This is a genomic window from Kitasatospora gansuensis (assembly GCF_014203705.1).
In the GTDB taxonomy this organism is placed as follows: domain Bacteria; phylum Actinomycetota; class Actinomycetes; order Streptomycetales; family Streptomycetaceae; genus Kitasatospora; species Kitasatospora gansuensis.
In genome coordinates this window covers 5,026,735-5,041,764 of record NZ_JACHJR010000001.1, presented here as the reverse complement: position 1 = coordinate 5,041,764, position 15,030 = coordinate 5,026,735, and the positions used below count along the sequence as shown (strand labels likewise).

Sequence of the window (15,030 nt, the reverse complement as noted above, 5' to 3'; positions counted from 1 at the left end):
CTTCGTTCGTTCTTTCGTGTTTCCCAGCTTAGCAGAACAATTTCGGCCGTTTTACCGGCTTCATTCATTCTGAATTCCCGCTGGGAGGGATTCGCCTGGACTCAATGGCGGGCATCCGTAGATGCTCACTGCTTCGTCCTGGCTACGTCGTAGACTCTAAACCTTCAAGGCGACTGTTGTCCAGTCCGTCTCAACCGTTCAAACCTACTAGCGCATGTGGGCCACGTCAATGGTTTTTGTGCGCTGATGAGAAGACTACCAGGTCAGCGGCCCTGTCCCGACCACCGACGACCCCTACGCCGCCACCGGATTGAGGTCCGCCCGATCGGCGGATTCGAGGTCGCCGGCGTCGCCGGTCGCGGCGGCTCGGCGGCCGAGGACCAGGGCGTAGAGAAGGAAGAGCAGCTCGGCGAGCGCGCCGATGCCGATCCGGGCCCAGGTGGGGAGTCCGGAGGGGGTGACGAAGGCTTCGAGCAGTCCGCTGACGAACAGGACGACGGTGAGGCCGATCGCCATGCCGATCACCGAGCGGCCCTCCTCGGCGAGGGCGGTGGCTCGGGGGCGGGGGCCGGGGTCGATGACGGTCCAGCCGAGGCGGAGGCCCAGGCCGGCGGCGACGAAGACGGCGGTGAGTTCGAGCAGGCCGTGCGGGAGCAGCAGGCCGAGGAAGAAGTCCAGGCGGCCGGCCGAGCTCATCAGGCCGAGGGCGACGCCGAGGTTCATCACGTTGCTGATCAGGACCCAGATGACCGGGAGGCCCAGCAGGACGCCGAAGATCAGGCACTGGGCGGCGACCCAGGCGTTGTTGGTCCACACCTGGGCGGCGAACGAGCTGGCGGGGTGGTCGGAGTAGTACGTCTCGTACTGGCCGCCGGGCTTGGTCATCTCGCGGATCTGGTCGGGGGCGGCCAGGCTGTCGCGGATTTCGGGGTGGGCGGCGATCCACCAGCCGATCAGGGCGGAGAACAGGATCGAGAGCACCGCGATCGGTATCCACCAGCGGCGGGAGCGGTAGAGCGCGGCGGGGAAGCTGACGGTGAAGTACCGGACGGCGTCGCGCCAGGAGGCGGTGCGGGCGCCGGTCACCGCGCTGCGGGCCCGGGCCACCAGGGTGGTGAGCCGGCCGACCAGGGTGGGGTCGGGGGCGGCGGACTGGATCTGGGCCAGGTGGCTGGTGGCGCGTTGGTAGAGCGTGACGAGTTCGTCGGCCTCCTCCCCGCTGAGGCGGCGCCGCTTGCTCAGGACCTCCAGACGGTGCCACTCCGCCTGGTGGGCGGTGACGAAGACGTCGAGGTCCATACGGCGGTCTCCTGCGGGTGAAGGGCTACGAGTCCGGCTCAGCATGCCAGAGGGGAGGGCTGCGCTACGCGGGGGCCGGACAGCGCCGTATGTTGGCGGCTGGAGATCGCGGGGTGGACCCCGCCGGATCGGACGGGCGGGGTGGCGGACCATGAGTCAGTTGGTGACGGGCGAGGCGGTGGTCCTCGGGCTGCGGTCGGCCAAGCTGCCGAGTCGGGCGCTGGCGATCTGGCTGGATCTGTTCGCCGAGTTCGCGGTGCTGATCGGCGTGCTCTACCTGCTGGACTCGACCCTCAACGCGGTGGACTCCGCCGCCGCGGCGGCGATCGCGCTCGGGCTGATGGTGTTCTGCCTGGTGGGCGTACCGGTGCTGGTGGAGACCCTGACCCGCGGGCGGTCGCTCGGGAAGCTGGCGCTGGGTCTGCGAGTGGTGCGGACCGACGGCGGGCCGGTGCGGTTCCGGCACGCTCTGGTGCGCGGCCTGGTGGGTTTCGCCGAGCTGCTGATGTTCATGGGCGTACCGGCGGTCGTCTGCTCGCTGGTCTCGCCGGAGGGCCGCCGGCTCGGGGACGTCTTCGCCGGGACCCTGGTGGTCCGGGAGCGGGTGCCCGGGGCGGGTGCCGGGCGGGCCGCGCTGCCGCCGCTGTCCCCGGAGCTGATGCAGGGGCTGGGCGGCGGGCTGGTGGCGCTGGACCTGTCGGCGGTCCCGGAGGGGCTGTGGCTGGCGATCCGGCAGTACCTGGGGCGGATCGGGCAGCTGGACCCGGCGGTCGGGCACGGCATGGCACTGCGGCTGGTCGGTGACCTGGTGGCCCGCACCGGTCAGGCCGCACCGTACGGGGTGCCCCCGGCGGCGTACCTCGGTGCGGTGCTCGCGGAGCGCCAACGGCGTGACTGGGAGCGGTCGTTGGGCCACCAGGCGCAGCAGCAGGCGTCCCAGGCACCGCCGTACGCACCGCCCGTTCCGGCGCCGACTCCCCCGGTGACGCCGCCGGGTCCGTCCGCTCCGTCGACCGGTTTCGCGCCGCCGGCCTGAGGCGGGGTCAGGCGTAGTACTCGGTCGGCCACTGGTTGGGCGGGGACTCCAGCTCCTCCAGCTCGATGCCCGAGGCGGCGAGCACCACGTCCCCGGCCAGGTGGACGATCTGCTGCTCGCCGGTCTCCAGGTCGGCGACCTGGTACTGCTCGACCTGGAGCGGGCCCGAGTCGGTCTCATGGGTCTGCACGGACTCCAGCAGCCAGCCCTGGTCGAGGGTGCGCGGCGCCAGCACCGGGTCGGTGAAGGCGACCAGCCGGACCCGGGAGCTGCTGCCCGGCTGGAGCCGGAGCAGCCGGGCGGTGGCGATCAGGAAAGCCGGGGACGAGCCGGTGAAGGCGTGCGCCCGGTCGTACCCCTCGGCCGCCTCGGCCGCGTGCTCGGGGTTGCCGTCGGCCGCCGTACGGACCCAGGTGACGCCGTCGACCGCGCCGCCGCGCACCAGCCAGCCGCCGGAGCGCAGTTCGAGCCTGAGCGGGCGGGCCCGGGAGTCCAGGGTGAGGTCGGTGGTGGCCAGCACGGCGCCGTCGGGGGCGTACGTCTTGGAGACGTAGCGCCAGCCGGCCGGGCCGGGGGCGCAGCTGAAGCGTTCCTCGCTGGGTGGCAGGTGGGCGTGACCCTCGAGAAGTGTGGCTGGGTGGTGCAGGTAGCGACCGTTGGGCATGGCCCGAAGCCTACGTGCAACCTTTCCCGGGCCCGGCGGCATCAGCCTGTCGGGGGGTGCGCCGACGCGCCGCCCAGGAGGGAGGGGCCTCGCGATGGCGAAACAGGCGCACGCCGACGAGTTCACCGCTTACGTGGCTTCCAGGGGCGGCTGGTTACGGAAGGTGGCGTACCTGCTCTGCGCGGACTGGCACCGGGCGGACGACCTGGTGCAGGAGAGCATCACCAAGCTCTACGTGCAGTGGCCGCGGGTGAGCCGGGCGGAGAACGTCGACGGGTACGCCAGGAAGGTCCTGCTGAACACCTTCCTGGCCGAGCAGCGCACCGCCTGGTGGCGGCGGACCGACCGGACCGAGGTGCCGGCCGACGGGGCGCTGCCGCTCGCGGGCGATCTGGACGCCGCGCTGGACCTGCGGCGGGCGCTGATGGCGCTGCCGCCCCGGCAGCGGGCGGCGGTGGTGCTTCGGTACTACTGCGATCTGAGCGTGGATCAGACCGCGGACGCGCTGGGCTGCTCGTCCGGCAATGTGAAGAGCCAGAGTGCCCGGGGGCTTGAGGCGCTGCGGCGCTCGCTCGCCCCGGGGCGGCTGACGTTTTCGGAGGGACCGGCGTAATGGCTGAAGAACTTCCTTCGCTCGCCGCGGAGTTGGAGGCGCTCGTGGATGTTCCTGGACCGGTCAGCACGGTGGACGCGTACCGGGCGCAGCGGGACGGGGAGGCGCGGCTGCGCCGTCGTCGGCGGGGCGCCGTCGCGGCAGTCGGGGTGGCCGTGGTGGTGGCCGCGACGCTGTCGCTGACGCTGCCCGGTGGTGGCGGGCAGTCGCTCGGCCCGGCCGGACCGGGTTCGCCGAGCGCGGTGCCCTCGTTCTCGCGGAGTCCGCTGTCCACGCCCTCGCCCACCCGGCTGCCCAGCGCCCTCCCTTCGGGGGCGGCCACCCAGACCACGGCGCCTTACACGGGGCGGTCACCGCTCACGGCGGAAGCCGAGTTCGGCTGGCTGCCGGAGCGGGTGCGGACGGTCCGCTACCAGCTCTCCCCGATGGGCCTGACGATGATCGCGGAGACCGACGACGCGGGCGACTCACCGACACGCTTCTCGCTCCAGGCCTTCCCGGCCGGGACGACGCCCCCGATGTCGGACTTCCCGGGCGGATCCCACGCACTCAAGGTCCCCGCACCTCCGGTGAACGGGCAGGAGGCCTACTGGGTCTCCTCCGACGACCCCGGCTATGCGCAGGCGCTGAACATCCTGCGCTGGAAGAGCCCGGACGGGCGGTGGCTGGAGCTGACCAGTGACCACCTGTCGGCGGCGGACCGGCAGCAGCTGCCGCTGCGGATCGCCGAAACGGCGGTGGTGGAGCGCCGGTCGATCCCGTTGCCGCTCCGGTTGGACGGGATCCCGCCGGGCTTCGTGCTCAGTTCGGCGTCCTTCGAGCGGCGGAACGGCTCCGGCCCGGAATCGTGGCGGGTGGAGCTGATCTACTCCTCGACTCCCGGCAAGTACTTCAGCACCGTGGTGACGCCGGGCGGCGGCGCGGGGTGCAAGTCTTCGGGCGGGGTGTCGGCCTGCGTGGGGATGGACATGGCGAACGCGCTCGCCGACCTGGGCGGCGCGGAGGGCTGGCTGGCCAAGGTCACCCTGCTCGGCGCCGACCCGGCCAACTGGACGACCGACGTGCTCAACTGACGGCGCGTGGTCGACGAGTGGGGGACGCCCGGTGCCGGGCGTCCCCCACTGTGCTCGGTGCGGGCAGGGCCGCCGGGAACGGGGTTCGGTTCACGTGCAACCTTTGGGACGCCCGGCCACATCAGGGGGGCAAGGGTGTGCCCGTGTGCCGCCCGGATGGGGGGATCTCAATGGCGAAGCTGTCGCGCGACGCCGAGTTCACGGCATTCGTCACCTCGAGAAGCGGGTGGCTCCGCAAGGTGGCGTACCTGCTCTGCGCGGACTCGCACCGGGCGGACGACCTGGTGCAGGAGAGCGTCACCAAGCTCTACGTGAACTGGCACCGGGCCCAACGGGCGGACAACCTGGATGGCTACGCCAGGGTGGTGCTGGTGAACACGTTCCTCGCCGAGCAGCGCACCGCGTGGTGGCGGCGGACCGCCCGGGGGGAGGCGGTGGTGGACGGCGTCGCGGAACTCGGCCGCGAGCTGGAGACATCCCTGGACCTACGACGGGCGCTCGCCGCGCTGCCGTCCCGGCAGCGGGCCACCGTGGTGCTCCGCTACTACTGCGACCTGACGGTGGAACAGACCGCCGAGGCGATGGGGTGCTCGGCCGGCAACGTCAAGAGTCAGACCTCGCGCGGCCTCGACGCGCTCCGGCGCAGCCTGGCGGGCGATCCCTTCAGCGCACCTGGAGGTGTGGCGTGATGAACGACGAGATGCCGCAGCTGGCGGCGCAGTTGACCGAACTCGCCGAGAACGCCGGGGCGGGGAGGATGCCGGACGTGGAACGGGCCCGGCGGGAGGGGCGGGGTCGGATGCGGAGGCGCAGGCTGGCAGCGCTCGGTGGGGCGGCGGCGGTCCTGGTGGCGGTCGGTCTGCTGGGTTCCGGGCTCCGGGACCGGTACGACGGGGCGCCGGGACCGGCGGTCAGTCCGACCGTGGGGCCGACCTCGCTCACCGCGAACGTGCGGTTCGGCTGGCTGCCCGACCCTGCGAACTCCGGTCTGGAGTACCTCATCGAGGACGGCCGAGCGACGGCGAGCGTCATCGTGAACCACGAACCGCAACCTCTCTACACCGTGGTCCTGACCCCGCCCGGGTCGAAGCCGGGAGCTCGGTTCCCCCGCGGGGACTACGAGCTGGAGGACGCTCCGAAGGTGCACGGCCGCCCCGCGTACTGGCTGCTCGACAACAGCGGCGGCGCCCCGCTCTCGACGCGTGGCTCCCATCTGCGCTGGCAGGTCCCGGGCGGCCGGTGGGCCGAACTCACCACGACGTCCCCGCCGAGGAGCGCGGAGGCCGAGCAGGCGATGCTGCGCGTCGCGGAGGGCGTGACCTTCGGGGCCGTAGAGGTGCCACTTCCGGTGCGCTTCGCCGACACCCCCGGACCGGTCCGGCCCATCGGCGTGAGCCTGAGCGACTTGGCCGTCGTCGGGAAGAGCCACAACTGGCGGCTGGGGATCGCGGTCGAGGTCGAGGGGCAGCGGATGTCACTCAGCGCCGACTGGCGCGCCACCGCGCCGACCGTGACGATCTCGAAGGGGCAGCCCTCCCTCGACCGGATCGTGCCGGCCAACGGCGAGTGCCTGTGGAAGGACAGCGTCGAACTCTGCCTCAGCTCGGACGCGGGCGTATCCAGGGAACTGACGCCTGACGAGCGAGCACTGATCCTGAAGGTGCTGGACGGGGTCACGGTGAACCCCGACTTCAAGTAGCGGGAACGGCCGTGCGGCCGGTGCCACGGGGGCACCGGCCGCACGGTTCGTTACTGAGGCGCGATCAGTAGCGGTACTGCTCGGCCTTGTACGGGCCCTCGACCGGGACGCCGATGTAGTCGGCCTGCTCCTGGCTCAGGACGGTGAGCTTGACGCCCAGGGCGTCCAGGTGGAGGCGGGCCACCTTCTCGTCCAGGTGCTTGGGCAGCACGTAGACGCCGACCGGGTACTCCTCGGTCTTGGTGAACAGCTCGATCTGCGCGATCGTCTGGTTCGCGAAGGAGTTCGACATCACGAACGACGGGTGACCGGTCGCGTTGCCGAGGTTCAGCAGACGGCCCTCGGACAGCATGATGATCGTGTGGCCGTCGGCGAAGCGCCACTCGTGGACCTGCGGCTTGACCTCGGTCCGCACGATGCCCGGCAGCTTCGACAGACCGGCGATGTCGATCTCGTTGTCGAAGTGGCCGATGTTGCCGACGATCGCCTGGTGCTTCATCTGCTCCATGTGCTTGGCAAGGATGATGTCCTTGTTGCCCGTGGTGGTGATGAAGATGTCCGCGATGGAGACGACCTCCTCCAGGGTGGTCACCTGGTAGCCGTCCATCGCCGCCTGCAGCGCGCAGATCGGGTCGATCTCGGTGATGATCACGCGGGCGCCCTGGCCGCGCAGCGACTCCGCCGAGCCCTTGCCCACGTCGCCGTAGCCGCAGACCACCGCGACCTTGCCGCCGATCAGCACGTCGGTGGCGCGGTTGATGCCGTCGATCAGCGAGTGCCGGCAGCCGTACTTGTTGTCGAACTTCGACTTGGTGACGGCGTCGTTGACGTTGATCGCCGGGAACAGCAGGTTGCCGTCACGGTGCATCTCGTAGAGACGGTGGACACCGGTGGTGGTCTCCTCGGTGACGCCCTTGATCGTGGCGGCCATCTCGGTCCACTTGCCGGGGGCGTCCTTGAGGGTGCGGTTGAGCACCTCGAGGATGAGGCGGTACTCGTCGTTGTCCGCGGTGGACGGGTCCGGAGCGGCACCGGCCTTCTCGAACTCGACGCCCTTGTGGATCAGGAGCGTCGCGTCGCCGCCGTCGTCCAGGATCATGTTCGGGGTCTGACCGTTCGGCCAGGTCAGCGCCTGCTCGGTGCACCACCAGTACTCCTCCAGCGTCTCGCCCTTCCAGGCGTACACCGGGACACCGGACGGGTTCTCGGGGGTGCCCTCCGGGCCGACCGCGATGGCGGCGGCCGCGTGGTCCTGGGTGGAGAAGATGTTGCAGGAGCACCAGCGGACCTCGGCGCCGAGGGCGACCAGGGTCTCGATCAGGACGGCGGTCTGCACGGTCATGTGCAGCGAACCGGTGATCCGGGCGCCGGCCAGCGGCTTGGTGGCCGAGAACTCCTTGCGGATCGACATCAGACCCGGCATCTCGTGCTCGGCGAGCTGGATCTCCTTGCGACCGAAGGCGGCAAGCGAGAGGTCGGCGACCTTGAAGTCACCGTTGAGGTTGGTCGACATGCGGTAGTGCTCCTCAGCTGCGTGGGGTGGTGCTGGCCTGTCTTACGGGTGTGCTCAGTGGCAGGACGCCCGACTGCACGGCGTACTGCTCCTGCGGCACAATCCGTCGGAGGACCTCTCTCCCTCGACCGCCCGCGCCCGGGTCTACCGGACGCCGTCGATCGACCGCCATCAGCAGCGACGTTTGGCACTGCTGACGAATCTACACCGACGGCGTAATCGCACGGGATTCGTACGGGTGGTTTCGGCCGAGATCCGTGCCCCGATCCGACGGTGCGTCAGTGCGTGGGGCCGCCGGGGGTGGCCGCCGGGTCGAGGCCCTGGGCCTCCTTCTCGGCGCTGTAGATGTCCGGCTCCAGGTAGATCACCCGGGCGATCGGGACCGCCTTGCGGACCCGGGCCTCGGCCAGGTCGATCGCCTCGGCCACCTGAACGGCGCTGTCCTCCGCGTTGACGCCGATCTTCGCGGCGACCAGCAGCTCCTCCGGGCCGAGGTGCAGGGTGCGCATGTGGATGATCCGGGTCACCGAGTCGTGGTCGACCAGCGCCGCGCGGATCTTCTGGACGTCGTTCTTGTCGGCGGACTCGCCGATCAGCAGGCTGCGGGTCTCCAGTGCGAGCACCACCGCGATGGCCACCAGCAGCACGCCGATGGAGAGGGTGCCGACGCCGTCCCACACCCCGTCACCCGTGATGACGGTGAGCCCGACGCCGAGCAGCGCGAGCACCAGACCGATCAGCGCGCCGAAGTCCTCCAGCAGGACCACCGGCAGTTCGGGCGCCTTGGCCCGGCGGATGTACTCCACCCAGCCGAGGGTTCCCTTGGCCTTCCTGCCCTCGGTGATCGCCGTGTAGAAGGACCAGCTCTCGGCGATGATCGCGAAGGCCAGCACACCGACCGCCCAGTACCAGCCGTGCAGCTCGTGCGGGTGGCGGATCTTCTCCACGCCCTCGTACACCGCGAACAGGCCACCGACACTGAACAGCACGATGGAGACCACGAAGGCGTAGATGTACCGCTCGCGGCCGTACCCGAACGGGTGCTCCTCGTCGGCCTCGCGGGCCGCCCGCTTGCTGCCCACCAGCAGCAGCACCTGGTTGCCCGAGTCCGCCACCGAGTGCACGCCTTCGGCCAGCATCGAGGACGAGCCGGTGAAGGCGAAGGCCGTGAACTTGCTCGCGGCGATCGCCAGGTTCGCGGACAGCGCCGCAACCAGTGCCTTGGTGCCGCCTTCGGTGCTCATGCTGGGGTGGTGTCCCTCCGACTGGGCCGGTGCACCGCACCGGCCGACGCTCAGCTTGCCGACCGCACACAGTATCCCGGTGGGGTACGGAGGCTGAGCGCCGGTCAGTCCCGCGTGGCGGCCAGTCCGAGGTAGACGGCGGCGAAGTCGGTGAGCGCGGTGAGCTCGGCCAGGGCCTGGAGCGGATCGGCCAGCGCGCTGCGGTACTCGGTCAGCCGGACCTCGTGCGCCTCGGCCAGCCGGTGCGCGCGGCGGACCGGGTAGCTCGGCTCCGGCACCTCGGCCTGGTCCTCCTCGGCCGGTTCGGCGGCGCGGCCCGGGGTCTGACGGAGCAGCAGCACCTGGAGCAGCAGCGGGTCGGGCTCGTCCACCCGGTCCCGGAAGAAGTCGTCGGGGTCGGCGCCCGAGCCGAGCTGGCCGACGAACATGCCCCGATGGGCGGTCAGCACCTGCGGCAGCGCCCCAGCCAGTGCCGGACGGCCGGCCCGGTCGGCCAGCATGGTGGCGAACCGCTCCGCCACCGCCGTCGCCACCGGGCCCTCGGCCCAGAGCAGCGGCACGGTGCCGGAGAGCTTGGCCGCCAGGTCCTTGGCCGGGTTCACGTACGCGCCGGCGTCCGGGCGGCAGCGGACCGCGGCCTCGTCCAGCCGGTCGGCGGTGGCCTGCAGCGATCCCGGCGGCAGTTGGGTCACCCCGAGCTTCTCGGTGAGCGCCAGCAGCGGGGCCAGCAGCGCCCAGAGCGCGCCCGGGTCCAGCGCGGGCAGGTCGGGCTCGGCGTCGGCGGCCTGATCGGCCGGGTCCACCGCGGACGGCGCGTACGGCAGCGGCAGGCCGCGGACCTGGTGCGCGGCCTCGGTCAGCGGGCTCGTCGTCGGGGCGATCACCACCACCGAGCAGCCGCGCGCGTACGCCTGCTGGGCGAGGCCGATCAGGCCCTGCTCGGTGCCGTCGATGGAGGCGATCACCAGCAGGTCGATCGGGCCGACCCAGCCCGGCAGTTGCCAGCTCATCCCGGCCGAGAAGACCGGGTCGGCGGCCGTCCGGTCACGTCGCACCGGCTCGGCGTCGGTCGGCGGCAGCGGGAGCACCTGGGTGGTCCCGGCGGCCAGCACGGCCAGCGCACCGCCGGCGGCCAGCACGCTGCCGTGGCCCGCGACCAGCAGGGTGCGCGGGCGGCCGTCCGGCCGCAGCGCCGCGAGCCCGGCGTCGTCGGCGAGCCGCAGTGCGGTCCGCACCCGGGCCCCGGCACCCGCCAGGGCGAGCAGGGCGTGGTCCCGGTCGGCGCGCTGGAGGGCGGCCGGGTCGTCGAGCAGGCTGTCGTCGATCATGCGGCTGGCCTCCGGCCAAGATCAGGAGGGGCGGCGGGCCTCGTCCACCAGGAGCACCGGGATGCCGTCGCGGACCGGGTAGACCAGGCCGCAGCTCTCGCCGGTGCAGCGCAGCTCGCGCTCCTCGCCCTTGCTCTCCTCGGCGAGCGCGGAGTGGCACTCGGGGCAGACCAGGATCTCCAGCAGGAAGGACGGCAGGCTGCTCATGGGTCGTCAGGCTCCAGAAGTCGGTACGCGGTGCGCCGGTACAACGGTGCCCCGGCCGGTGGCCACCCTACCGGCCGGGGATACGAGTGCGGGTGTCAGGCGCGGATGAGGGTGAGGACGGTGTCGCGGACGGTGGCCATGGTGGCGGGGTCGTCGGCTTCGACGTTGAGGCGCAGCAGGGGTTCGGTGTTGGAGGCGCGGAGGTTGAGCCACCAGGTGGGGGTGGTGATGGTCAACCCGTCGAGGGTGTCGGTGGTGGCGCCCTCAAAGGTGGCGTAGTGGGTGCGGACCTTGTCGGTGGCCGCCTGCTGGTCGGTGACGGTGGAGTTGATCTCACCGGAGGCGGCGTAGCGGTCGTACTGGGTGGTGAGGGTGGAGAGAGGCTGGCTCTGGTGGCCGAGGGCGGCCAGGACGTGGAGGGCGGCGAGCATGCCGGTGTCGGCGCGCCAGAAGTCGCGGAAGTAGTAGTGGGCGGAGTGTTCGCCGCCGAATACCGCGTTTGTGGTGGCCATTTCCTGCTTGATGAAGGAGTGGCCGACGCGGGTGCGCACGGGGGTGGCGCCGAGTTCGCGGACGACCTCGGGGACGGTGTGGGAGGTGATGAGGTTGTGGATCACCACCGGGTTGGCCTCACCGTTCGCTTGTGCGCGGGTGATCTCGCGGGCGGCGACCAGCGCGGTGATCGCCGACGGCGACACCGCCTGGCCGCGCTCGTCGATGACGAAGCAGCGGTCCGCGTCGCCGTCGAACGCAAGGCCCAGGTCGGCGCCGCACTCGGTGACCTTGGCCTGCAGGTCGACCAGGTTGGCCGGGTCCAGCGGGTTCGCCTCGTGGTTGGGGAACGTGCCGTCCAGCTCGAAGTACAGCTCCACCAGGTCGATGGGCAGCCCCGCGAAGACGGTCGGCACCGTGTGCCCGCCCATCCCGTTGCCCGCGTCGACGACGACCTTCAGCGGCCGGATCCCGCCCAGGTCCACCAGCCCCAGCAGATGCCCCACGTACCCACCCAGGGTGTCCTTCGCCGACAGCGTGCCCGGGGTTACGTCCAGCGCCGGCACGGTCACGCTGTCGTCCGGCCCGGTCCAGGACTCCACCAGCTCACGGATCTCCGCCAGCCCGGTGTCCTGCCCCACCGGTGAGGCGCCCGCACGGCACAGCTTGATGCCGTTGTACTGCGCCGGATTGTGGGAAGCCGTGAACATCGCACCCGGCAGATCCAGCGACCCCGACGCGTAGTACAGCTGGTCGGTGGAGCACAGCCCGATCTCCACCACATCCGCACCCGAAGCCGCAGCACCCTGCGCGAACGCCCGCGACAGCGACGGCGACGACGGCCGCATGTCATGACCCACCACGATCGCCGACGCGCCCACCACCCGCACGAACGCCGCACCCAACGCGAACGACAACGACTCGTCCCACTGATCCGGCACCACACCACGCACGTCGTACGCCTTCACCAGCTGCTTCAAGTCCCGCACTGCCACTCCACACCTGTTGGGTCCTCAGAGGAGGGCAGCGTACCCGCAGGTGATGACCGGTTCGGTGCGGTCAGTTGTCAGGTGAGCGGAGCACGCGCAGGTGGCCGCGGCGGCCCGCCTCGGTGGGGTCGGGCTCGGGCATCCGGGTCTGACGGGGCGTCTGGGGACGGGCCGCCTCGCGGACCGCGTTGGCCAGGGCCTCGAGGTCGTCGCTGGAGCGCCGGAGCGGGCCGACCTCGGCCGCCAGCCGGACCACCTCCCAGCCGCGCGGGGCGGTCAGGCGCTCGGCGTGCTCGGCGCACAGGTCGTAACAGTGCGGCTCGGCGTACGTCGCGAGCGGGCCGAGGACGGCGGTGGAGTCCGCGTAGACGTACGTCAGCGTCGCGACGGCCGGTCGGCCGCACGCGGTCCGCGAACAACGACGTACAGAGCTCACGAGGGTGGACGGTACCGCACTCCTGACCAGGCCGCGAAGACCCTCCCCCACCGAGTGTCACGTGTCGCCGACATGGGCCCGGCCGGGGTGGTCCACTTCCGGGCTGCCAAGGGCTACGCTCGACACTGATATGGACAGCTCCGCACCCCAATCACCGGCCGAGCAGCCTCGGCGCCGCAGGCATCGGGACCGCCACGGCCGCGGCCTGCGAGGACCGCTGGCGCCTCCTCAGGTGCCCATCTCGCTCACCAGGTCCGAGCTGTTCGACGACTACGTGCGCGAGTCGGTGGAACGGCTGGAACGGCGGTGGCCGCAGCTGATCGACGTGGAGTTCGCCGTGCAGGAGGTGCCGCTCGCCGACGCGGGGGCGCCGGAGCCGGAGGCGGTGCCGCTCGGGCGGGTGATCGCGGCTGCGCAGGGGCGGAAGAGTCGCATCATCGTGTACCGGCGGCCGGTGGAGATCCGGGTGAAGACTCGGGACGACCGGGCCGCGTTGGTGCACGAGATCCTGATCGAGCAGGTCGCGGATCTGTTGGGGCTTTCGCCGGACGCGATCGATCCTCGGTACGACGAGGAGTAGGGGCTCAGCTTTTTTGCAGGGCGCTTGGTCTTACGGTCCAGGGGCTCGGGGAACTGCGAGGAGGTCTGGCGTTCGGGTCACTGCGAAAGTGCCTGACCGCCCACGCACGGATCACCTTTTACGAGGTCGGCGTCGCAGTTCCCCGAGCCCCTGTGGCTGATGCCCGGAGCACAGTGCCCGAGCCCCTGATGGCTGATGCCCGGAGCGCAGAGCCCCGAGCCCCGGAGGGCCTAGCGGAGCAGGACTGCCGGGTCGGGGTCGGCGTGGGGGACGCTGACGGTGTTGTGGTCGTCGTGGATGGACTGGATGGTGAACATCGGGACGTCCTTGTGCGGGAGCACGAGCATGCGGGCCGCTGCCACGGGGCCGCCGGAGACGGTTTCCACGGTGAGGCCGAAGATGCCGTTGAGGCCGGCCGGTTCAGGGGCGGGGAGGGCGACGGTGGCGCCGGCCGGGATGTCGACGTCCTTGGTGGCGGGGGTGCCGGCGGCGCTGCCGGCCGAGCTGGTGACCTTGACCTTGGCGGCGTCGCCGGTGGAGGTCAGGAAGAGGGTGGTGGCGCCGCCGCCGCGGTTGTCGGCGAGGCTGCCGCGCTTGCCGATCGGGGTCGCGCCGGTGATCCAGGCGGCGTCGGACTTGCCGTTCTGACTCTTGTCGACCCGGACGGTGGCGATCACCGGGGTCGGGTGGGCGGGGTCGGAGGGGCTGAGCCGAAGTGCGCCGGGCTCGCCGCGGGTGATCTTGTCGAGGTCGAGTGCGGTGACCATGCCCGCCTTGACGTGGACGGTCTCGAACCCGGCCGGGGTGAACCAGCCGTTCTTGCCGGAGACCTGGACCTTGAGGTCGGCGTCGTCCTCGCCCGGGGCGGCCACCACCAGGCGGGCGGTGTTGCCCTCGCCGAGCATCAGGCCGGGGAGCACCTGGGTGGGTGCGGGGTCGGCGGAGGCGGGCACCCAGTCGGCGCCCTTGTTGCCGTCGGCCGCGTGCAGCCCGGCGCCGACCCGGCCGCTGCGGGCCACCACGTGGATGGCCAGGTCCTTCTGATCCTTGATCAGGGACGGCAGCCGGAGGGCCTGTGAGGTGCCGGGGGCGAGCGCGATGCCGTCGGCGGCCTCGACCGCGATCGGGCCCTTGTCGCCGTAGAACTTGAGGTCGACCACGGCCCCGATCGACTCGGCGTTGACCAGGCTGACGTAGTCGACCCGGTCCCCCGCCGTGCTGGCCCCGGAGAACCAGAAGCTGGTGTCCGAGGGGGTGCAGTCGATGCCGGAGAGGCCGAGGCCCTGCTGGTCGGTGACCGTGGTGGTCTGGCCGACCGCGAAGCCGGGGGCGTACCCGCCGGTGCCGGTCGCGGTGGTGCCGGGGGCGATGTCACCGTTCTGGGCCGGGCCGAAGACCGGCGTGCCGACCTTGGCCAGCGCGACCTTGGCATCGCTGGGGGCGACGTTGGCGGGGTTGGCGCTCGGGCCGGCCGACGGGCTCGCGGGCGCGGCGGGCGCCGGGGCGGCGGCCGGGGTGCGCGGGGCGACGTCCAGCAGCGCGCCGTACCCGCCGGTGGCGGTGCCGCCCGTCGGGGTGAACAGCGAGAGCTGGGTGGTGCCGGTGAGGCCGTGCAGCGGCTGCGGGCAGACCTTGACGGTCCGTTCGACCTGGGCGGAGGTCGCGCCGCCGGTCACCGCGCCGGCCGGGTCCACCGGCGGGCGCAGCTCGGCGATGCCGAACACCACGCCGAGCACGACGGCCCCGGCGAGCAGGGAGGTGCCGGTACGGCTGCCGCCGAGCGCCTTGAGGGCGGGCGCCTTGAGCTCGGGGGCCTTGAAGCTGGGGGTCTTGAGCGTGGGCTTCTTCATGACGGTG

15 protein-coding genes are annotated in these 15,030 nt (G+C 71.6%); 6 read left to right on the top strand and 9 right to left on the bottom strand.

What is annotated here, in order from left to right; all coding sequences use genetic code 11:
* Positions 1–294: 294 nt before the first annotated feature.
* Positions 295–1,299 carry a stage II sporulation protein M gene (locus F4556_RS22575; protein ID WP_184918965.1) on the bottom strand — a complete coding sequence of 335 codons (1,005 nt, stop codon included), beginning with the start codon at positions 1,297–1,299 and terminating at the stop codon, positions 295–297.
* 151 nt (positions 1,300–1,450) lie between these two features.
* Here F4556_RS22575 and F4556_RS22570 point away from each other — a divergent pair, with 151 nt between their 5' ends.
* Positions 1,451–2,335, top strand: a complete 885-nt coding sequence (locus F4556_RS22570; RefSeq protein ID WP_184918963.1) for an RDD family protein — start codon at positions 1,451–1,453, stop codon at positions 2,333–2,335.
* 7 nt (positions 2,336–2,342) lie between these two features.
* Here the strand turns inward: F4556_RS22570 and F4556_RS22565 are convergent, their stop codons facing one another.
* Positions 2,343–2,999, bottom strand: a complete 657-nt coding sequence (locus F4556_RS22565) for a hypothetical protein (protein WP_184918961.1) — start codon at positions 2,997–2,999, stop codon at positions 2,343–2,345.
* A gap of 94 nt (positions 3,000–3,093) precedes the next feature.
* Here F4556_RS22565 and F4556_RS22560 point away from each other — a divergent pair, with 94 nt between their 5' ends.
* From F4556_RS22560 to F4556_RS22545, 4 genes are all read left to right on the top strand, one after another.
* The gene (locus F4556_RS22560; protein WP_184918958.1) at positions 3,094–3,612 is read left to right on the top strand and encodes a SigE family RNA polymerase sigma factor; all 519 of its coding nucleotides are present in this window, start codon (positions 3,094–3,096) and stop codon (positions 3,610–3,612) included.
* Positions 3,612–4,685 (top strand): hypothetical protein, encoded by a 1,074-nt coding sequence (locus tag F4556_RS22555; RefSeq protein ID WP_184918956.1) that lies wholly within the window; start codon positions 3,612–3,614, stop codon positions 4,683–4,685. The genes F4556_RS22560 and F4556_RS22555 overlap by 1 nt, the downstream gene beginning before the upstream one ends.
* Before the next feature lie 170 nt (positions 4,686–4,855).
* Positions 4,856–5,374, top strand: coding sequence for a SigE family RNA polymerase sigma factor (locus F4556_RS22550; protein WP_184918954.1), 519 nt, complete (start codon positions 4,856–4,858; stop codon positions 5,372–5,374).
* Complete coding sequence (locus F4556_RS22545; RefSeq protein WP_184918952.1) at positions 5,374–6,384, top strand: hypothetical protein; 1,011 nt, start codon at positions 5,374–5,376, stop codon at positions 6,382–6,384. The genes F4556_RS22550 and F4556_RS22545 overlap by 1 nt, the downstream gene beginning before the upstream one ends.
* 64 nt (positions 6,385–6,448) lie before the next feature.
* Here F4556_RS22545 and ahcY read toward each other — a convergent pair whose 3' ends face one another.
* The 6 genes from ahcY to F4556_RS22515 all read right to left on the bottom strand — a co-directional run bounded on the left by ahcY (position 6,449) and on the right by F4556_RS22515 (position 12,644).
* The gene (ahcY, locus tag F4556_RS22540) at positions 6,449–7,897 is read right to left on the bottom strand and encodes an adenosylhomocysteinase (RefSeq protein WP_184918950.1); all 1,449 of its coding nucleotides are present in this window, start codon (positions 7,895–7,897) and stop codon (positions 6,449–6,451) included.
* 278 nt (positions 7,898–8,175) lie between these two features.
* Entirely contained in the window at positions 8,176–9,141 is a 966-nt protein-coding gene (locus F4556_RS22535) for a cation diffusion facilitator family transporter (protein ID WP_184918948.1), read from the bottom strand.
* Positions 9,142–9,245: 104 nt separating this feature from the next.
* The gene (locus F4556_RS22530) at positions 9,246–10,469 is read right to left on the bottom strand and encodes an SIS domain-containing protein (protein WP_184918946.1); all 1,224 of its coding nucleotides are present in this window, start codon (positions 10,467–10,469) and stop codon (positions 9,246–9,248) included.
* Between the two features lie 21 nt (positions 10,470–10,490).
* Positions 10,491–10,676: a Trm112 family protein gene (locus F4556_RS22525; protein WP_184918944.1), complete on the bottom strand. Its 186-nt coding sequence runs from the start codon at positions 10,674–10,676 to the stop codon at positions 10,491–10,493.
* Positions 10,677–10,771: 95 nt separating this feature from the next.
* Positions 10,772–12,157 carry a phosphomannomutase/phosphoglucomutase gene (locus F4556_RS22520; RefSeq protein WP_184918942.1) on the bottom strand — a complete coding sequence of 462 codons (1,386 nt, stop codon included), beginning with the start codon at positions 12,155–12,157 and terminating at the stop codon, positions 10,772–10,774.
* Between the two features lie 70 nt (positions 12,158–12,227).
* A complete protein-coding gene (locus F4556_RS22515) occupies positions 12,228–12,644 on the bottom strand; it encodes a DUF3499 domain-containing protein (protein ID WP_184918940.1) in 417 nt (138 codons plus the stop codon).
* A 79-nt stretch (positions 12,645–12,723) separates the two neighbouring features.
* Between F4556_RS22515 and F4556_RS22510 the strand changes: the two genes are divergently transcribed.
* Complete coding sequence (locus F4556_RS22510; RefSeq protein WP_184918939.1) at positions 12,724–13,173, top strand: metallopeptidase family protein; 450 nt, start codon at positions 12,724–12,726, stop codon at positions 13,171–13,173.
* A gap of 230 nt (positions 13,174–13,403) precedes the next feature.
* Here F4556_RS22510 and F4556_RS22505 read toward each other — a convergent pair whose 3' ends face one another.
* Positions 13,404–15,023 carry a DUF5719 family protein gene (locus tag F4556_RS22505; protein ID WP_184918937.1) on the bottom strand — a complete coding sequence of 540 codons (1,620 nt, stop codon included), beginning with the start codon at positions 15,021–15,023 and terminating at the stop codon, positions 13,404–13,406.
* Between the last annotated feature and the right edge of the window lie 7 nt (positions 15,024–15,030).

Coding starts and splice junctions, on each gene's coding strand:
- F4556_RS22575 (WP_184918965.1), bottom strand. CDS start 1,299: ATGGACCTCGACGTCTTCGTCACCGCCCACCAGGCGGAGTGGCACCGT.
- F4556_RS22570 (WP_184918963.1), top strand. CDS start 1,451: ATGAGTCAGTTGGTGACGGGCGAGGCGGTGGTCCTCGGGCTGCGGTCG.
- F4556_RS22565 (WP_184918961.1), bottom strand. CDS start 2,999: ATGCCCAACGGTCGCTACCTGCACCACCCAGCCACACTTCTCGAGGGT.
- F4556_RS22560 (WP_184918958.1), top strand. CDS start 3,094: ATGGCGAAACAGGCGCACGCCGACGAGTTCACCGCTTACGTGGCTTCC.
- F4556_RS22555 (WP_184918956.1), top strand. CDS start 3,612: ATGGCTGAAGAACTTCCTTCGCTCGCCGCGGAGTTGGAGGCGCTCGTG.
- F4556_RS22550 (WP_184918954.1), top strand. CDS start 4,856: ATGGCGAAGCTGTCGCGCGACGCCGAGTTCACGGCATTCGTCACCTCG.
- F4556_RS22545 (WP_184918952.1), top strand. CDS start 5,374: ATGAACGACGAGATGCCGCAGCTGGCGGCGCAGTTGACCGAACTCGCC.
- ahcY (WP_184918950.1), bottom strand. CDS start 7,897: ATGTCGACCAACCTCAACGGTGACTTCAAGGTCGCCGACCTCTCGCTT.
- F4556_RS22535 (WP_184918948.1), bottom strand. CDS start 9,141: ATGAGCACCGAAGGCGGCACCAAGGCACTGGTTGCGGCGCTGTCCGCG.
- F4556_RS22530 (WP_184918946.1), bottom strand. CDS start 10,469: ATGATCGACGACAGCCTGCTCGACGACCCGGCCGCCCTCCAGCGCGCC.
- F4556_RS22525 (WP_184918944.1), bottom strand. CDS start 10,676: ATGAGCAGCCTGCCGTCCTTCCTGCTGGAGATCCTGGTCTGCCCCGAG.
- F4556_RS22510 (WP_184918939.1), top strand. CDS start 12,724: ATGGACAGCTCCGCACCCCAATCACCGGCCGAGCAGCCTCGGCGCCGC.
- F4556_RS22505 (WP_184918937.1), bottom strand. CDS start 15,023: ATGAAGAAGCCCACGCTCAAGACCCCCAGCTTCAAGGCCCCCGAGCTC.